General features: G+C 54.7%; 9 protein-coding genes and 1 pseudogene. 8 read left to right on the forward strand and 2 right to left on the reverse strand.

Features of this window, described 5'->3' with window-relative positions; all coding sequences use genetic code 11:
* The 8 genes from ABF287_RS11540 to ABF287_RS11575 form a co-directional block, all read left to right on the forward strand.
* Positions 1-125 (forward strand): flagellar basal body rod C-terminal domain-containing protein (locus tag ABF287_RS11540; protein ID WP_347185165.1); only part of this gene is annotated, 125 nt, incomplete at its 5' end.
* 12 nt (positions 126-137) lie between these two features.
* Positions 138-434, forward strand: coding sequence for a flagellar hook-basal body complex protein FliE (gene fliE / locus ABF287_RS11545; protein ID WP_347185157.1), 297 nt, complete (start codon positions 138-140; stop codon positions 432-434).
* A 2-nt stretch (positions 435-436) separates the two neighbouring features.
* Entirely contained in the window at positions 437-703 is a 267-nt protein-coding gene (locus tag ABF287_RS11550) for a flagellar biosynthetic protein FliQ (protein ID WP_347185158.1), read from the forward strand.
* Positions 703-1,419 carry a flagellar hook-basal body complex protein gene (locus tag ABF287_RS11555; protein WP_347185159.1) on the forward strand — a complete coding sequence of 239 codons (717 nt, stop codon included), beginning with the start codon at positions 703-705 and terminating at the stop codon, positions 1,417-1,419. Before ABF287_RS11550 ends, ABF287_RS11555 begins: the two co-directional genes overlap by 1 nt.
* Before the next feature lie 12 nt (positions 1,420-1,431).
* Positions 1,432-2,217, forward strand: coding sequence for a flagellar basal-body rod protein FlgG (gene flgG / locus ABF287_RS11560; RefSeq protein ID WP_347185160.1), 786 nt, complete (start codon positions 1,432-1,434; stop codon positions 2,215-2,217).
* Complete coding sequence (gene flgA / locus ABF287_RS11565) at positions 2,214-2,654, forward strand: flagellar basal body P-ring formation chaperone FlgA (RefSeq protein ID WP_347185161.1); 441 nt, start codon at positions 2,214-2,216, stop codon at positions 2,652-2,654. Before flgG ends, flgA begins: the two co-directional genes overlap by 4 nt.
* 11 nt (positions 2,655-2,665) lie before the next feature.
* Positions 2,666-3,391 (forward strand): flagellar basal body L-ring protein FlgH, encoded by a 726-nt coding sequence (gene flgH, locus ABF287_RS11570; RefSeq protein ID WP_347185162.1) that lies wholly within the window; start codon positions 2,666-2,668, stop codon positions 3,389-3,391.
* An 11-nt stretch (positions 3,392-3,402) separates the two neighbouring features.
* Positions 3,403-3,912: a flagellar basal body-associated FliL family protein gene (locus ABF287_RS11575; protein WP_347185163.1), complete on the forward strand. Its 510-nt coding sequence runs from the start codon at positions 3,403-3,405 to the stop codon at positions 3,910-3,912.
* 50 nt (positions 3,913-3,962) lie between these two features.
* On the opposite strand, the gene ABF287_RS11580 is transcribed toward ABF287_RS11575, so the two are convergent.
* On the reverse strand, positions 3,963-4,337 hold the full coding sequence (locus tag ABF287_RS11580; RefSeq protein ID WP_347185164.1) for a hypothetical protein: 375 nt from the start codon (positions 4,335-4,337) through the stop codon (positions 3,963-3,965).
* Positions 4,334-4,456, reverse strand: a pseudogene (locus ABF287_RS11585) (flagellar biosynthesis protein FlhB); the annotation flags it as partial. The gene ABF287_RS11580 and the pseudogene ABF287_RS11585, both read right to left, overlap by 4 nt.

Here is a 4,456-nt window from a genome sequence, read left to right on the forward strand (position 1 = left end):
ACGTCGAAATTATGGTTGAAATCGCTGACGCCCGTGAAGCGCAGCGCAGCTATGAAGCCAATCTCAAAATGTTTGATCAAGCGCGACAAATGTCGACGTCTTTGCTCGATCTTTTACGTCGCTAATAGGAGGCCAGAATGGACATCCGATCCGCATATGCAGCGCAGGGTTACGCATCAACACGCCCAGCAACCGCACCTAAATTAGACACCGCCAACGCTGGTTCTGAGGGCAAGCTTGCGCAGGCCGCCGGCGAATTTGCCCAGTCTTTGCAAGAAAGTGAATCCATTGCGCAAGCCGCACTGACAGGGGGCGCCGACAGTCAGGCACTTGTCGAGGCACTTGCACAAACCGAGCTGGCCGTCGAAGCCGCAGTGGCTGTGCGCGACAAAGTTGTTGAAGCCTATCAAGAAATTCTTCGGATGCCGGTGTAACCATGGATGACCTGATTTTTTACGACACACTCAGACAGGCTCTGTGGATTTCTGTGGTCATTTCGACCCCAATTCTTGTCGTGGCTCTCTTTGCGGGCGTCGGCATCGGCTTGGTACAAGCTTTGACCAGCATTCAAGAAATGACGCTCACCTTCGTTCCCAAACTTGGCGCGATCTTGTTGGTTTTTTGGATGACCATGGGCTTCATGACCGAGACACTCAGCGCCTTTTTTGTTGATCGGCTCATCCCGTTGATCGGGGGTTTATAATGGACAGCACCGGCTATACCGCCATCACGCGCATGTCTGGGCTCAATCGTGAAATGACTGCGATTGCCAACAACATCGCCAATTCATCGACCACGGGTTTTCGCAAAGAGGGGCTGATTTTCTCAGAACATGTTGCGCAACTTGGGCGGAACGAGGCTTCGTTGTCTATGGCCGAGGGCGATGTGCGCCACACCAACACAAGCCAAGGCCCCCTGACACCAACCGGCGGCGCATTCGATTTCGCGATCGAAGGCGTTGGGTTTTTCTTGATCGAAACCCCCGATGGCGAAGCGCTGACCAGAGCGGGTGCCTTTACACCAAACGAAGCGGGTGAGCTCACAACGCACGATGGATACAGATTGCTCGACAATGGCGGCGCGCCGATTTTTGTCCCGCCTGATGCGAAAAATGTCTCCGCTGCCTCTGATGGTACCTTGTCTGCGGACGGGACGCCGATCGCGCAAATCGGTCTGTACGTGCCCACTGATCCAAGCAGTTTTGATCGCACCAATGGCGTTCGCTTTACCACGCAAGGCGGTATCGAACCCATTGAAGGCGCGGTCATTCTGCAAGGTTTCGTGGAAAACTCCAACGTCAATGCCGTCACCGAAGTCACGCGTATGATCGAGGTGCAGCATGCCTACAGCCTAAGCCAGACTTTCATTGAAAAAGAGGACGAACGCATTCGTTCGGTTCTCTCCACTCTTGGTCGATAAGGAGCAGTTGATATGCGTGCCCTAAAAATAGCAGCGACCGGCATGAGCGCCCAGCAAATGCGTGTCGAGACGATTTCGCAGAACCTCGCCAACATGAACACCACCGGCTACAACGCGCGCCGGGCTGAGTTCACCGACCTGCACTACCAACAAATGACGCGTCCGGGGACGATCAATTCCTCAGATGGCACCGCTCTTCCAACAGGTGTGCAACTTGGCCTTGGGGTGCGACCGTCTTCGGTGACAATCCAACTCGCGCAAGGGTCGTTGTCAGCCACAGGTGGAGATCTCGATCTCGCCATTGAAGGTAAAGGCTATCTCGAAGTCACGCTGCCCTCGGGCCAATCTGCCTTCACCCGCGATGGCGCTCTGAAACGTTCCGCAGATGGGCTTATTGTGACGTCGGACGGGCATGGCGTGGTGCCGGATATCGTCATTCCAGACGATGCACGCTCCATTTCGATCAATGGCCAAGGCGAAGTCTATGCCTATTTCAACGACCAAGTTCAGCCGCAAATTCTCGGTCAATTCTCGCTCGCGAATTTCACAAACGCCAAGGGTCTCGAAGCCATTGGCTCGAATTTGTTTTTAGAATCAACCGCATCTGGTCCTGCGAATGTCAGCGAACCGGGCACAGACGGCGTCGGCACGTTGCGCCAAGGCTATTTGGAAGACAGCGCAGTCGATGCGGTGCGCGAAGTCACTGAGCTGATCGAAGCCCAGCGTGGCTATGAACTGAACGCCAAAGTCATAACCGCAGCCGACCAAATGCTCTCAGCGACAACGCAAATCCGATGATGAAAGCCATTCTCATATCCGCCCTCAGTCTGCTTGCGCCACTTTATGCCAGCGCCGAAACCATCGTCGCCGCACGTACCATTCGGGCGCAAACCATCTTGCAGCCCAGCGATTTGGTGCGCACGGCACAAGACGTTCCCGGCGCGCTTATGTTTCCCGACGAAGCGATCGGCCTTGAGGCGCGCGTGGTTCTGTATTCGGGGCGCCCCATCATGGCAGGCGACGTCGGGCCCGCCGCAATTATCGAACGCAATCAGATCGTTAAGCTCATCTATCTCACAGGCACTTTGACCATTTCAGCCGACGCCCGCGCGCTTGGCAGAGCTGGGCCGGGCGATTTGCTGCGCGTCATGAACCTCACCTCAAAATCCACGGTCTCAGGCATCGTTGCAAACGACGGCGCAGTCTACGTCGGCGGCCTGCCCCCCTCAAAATGAAGGACATCAAGATGCGATTTTTTCACCTGTTTTCCGTTGCGATCTTGGCCGCTGGCTGTACCGACCTCAGCCAAGTTGGTCGACAGCCCGATTTCACGCCTGTGGCAAACACCCAAGAAGCCGCAGCCATGCTGAACCCACCGCTGCCCAAGCGCATCGAAAGATCGAACCCCGCGGATGGTGCGTCCTTGTGGACTGCCTCTCGTCAGTCGCTTTTGGGGGATCGCCGCGCGATTGAACGTGGTGATATTCTGACCGTGGTGATCGAAATTGATGACAGCGCCGAGTTTTCAAACCAGTCTTCACGAGGGCGCACTGGCACTGAAACAGCGGGCATTTCATCGCTGTTTGGCATTCCGCAACGCGTCGATCCAACGCTGCCCGAAGGGGCGTCCATGGGGGAATTGATCAGCACCAATGGCACTTCATCGTCATCGGGCAATGGATCGGTCAGCCGCAACGAAAAACTGGAATTGATGGTCGCCGCCACCATCATTGACGTGCTCCCAAATGGTGTTTTGCACATCCAAGGATCGCAAGAAGTTCGGGTGAATTTTGAAATTCGCGAATTGCTGGTGGAAGGCTATGTGCGGCCTGAGGATATTTCCCGTCAAAATGAAATCACCTACGAGAAAATTGCCAGTGCGCGCATCTCCTATGGTGGACGTGGACAAATCACCCAAATGCAACAACCGCGATATGGCCAGCAAATCGCCGATATCGTCCTTCCATTTTAGAAAGCGCCAACATGCTTAAAAAACTTTTGCCTATACTTTTGGCTGTGATCGGACTTGGCGCTGGCGTTGGCGGTGGCATGGCACTTCGGCCTGCGCCGGAAATTGTCAGCATCGATCCGTGTGGTGACGTTGAAATGGACATGGCCCACGACGATACAGTGCAGGCGACGGAAGACGCGTCTGAGACGCAAGATTTTGAGTATGTTAAACTCAACAACCAGTTCGTGGTGCCCGATTTGGAAGACGGTCGCGTGGCCGCGATGGTCGTTTTGTCGCTCAGCCTTGAGGCCACCATTGGGACGCGCGAGGCAATTTATGCCCGCGAACCAAAACTGCGTGACGCGTTTTTGCAGGTCCTGTTCGATCATGCCAATACCGGCGGGTTTAGAGGCGCCTTTACCGACAGCGCCACGATGACCAATCTGAGAAACGCCCTAACCGAAGTTGCTCAAAAAACCATTGGCAAAGATATCAATGACGTTCTGGTCATCGACATCGTGCGCCAAGATACACAAAACTAATCAACAACTTACAATGTCAACTGCGGCGACGGATTGCGCCGCAGTTGGCATTAGTGTGTCTTGCCTCGTGCATCTTTTGCCTTTTGAACAAGCGCTTTAAGCGCTTCTGTGCGGCCAAAGGCTTGCTGTGCAACGTCCATTTGCGCCTCATATCTTTGTGCGATACGCGCCAGTTCGCCCATCGCATTCCGCGTTTCGCGCTCGGCCCAAATCGCCCATTTTTCTGACATGCCGGATACTGTGGCCTGATCGAAGTCCCAGTTGGCACTCTGATCTTGCACCCGCTTTTCACGCGCAATGGCGTCCAGAACGGCGTTTGGTGCTTGCTTTTCAGCCGCGATCCGATCCAAGTTTGCCAGCTCTGTGGTCAGCTTAAGCTCGGCGAGCGCCTGCAGCTGCTGAATTTTGGTCACATCATTCGTCATCTTTTGGACCCAAACCGCGTTTTCATTTTCGCACGCATTGCTTCAGCAAAACGGATCGACGCAGCGACGGCTTTGTAGTGTTCAGGCCAAACCTCTGTACCGATTTCGACAACGGCATA

The sequence above is a fragment of the Pacificibacter sp. genome (assembly GCF_039769035.1).
GTDB lineage: Bacteria > Pseudomonadota > Alphaproteobacteria > Rhodobacterales > Rhodobacteraceae > Celeribacter.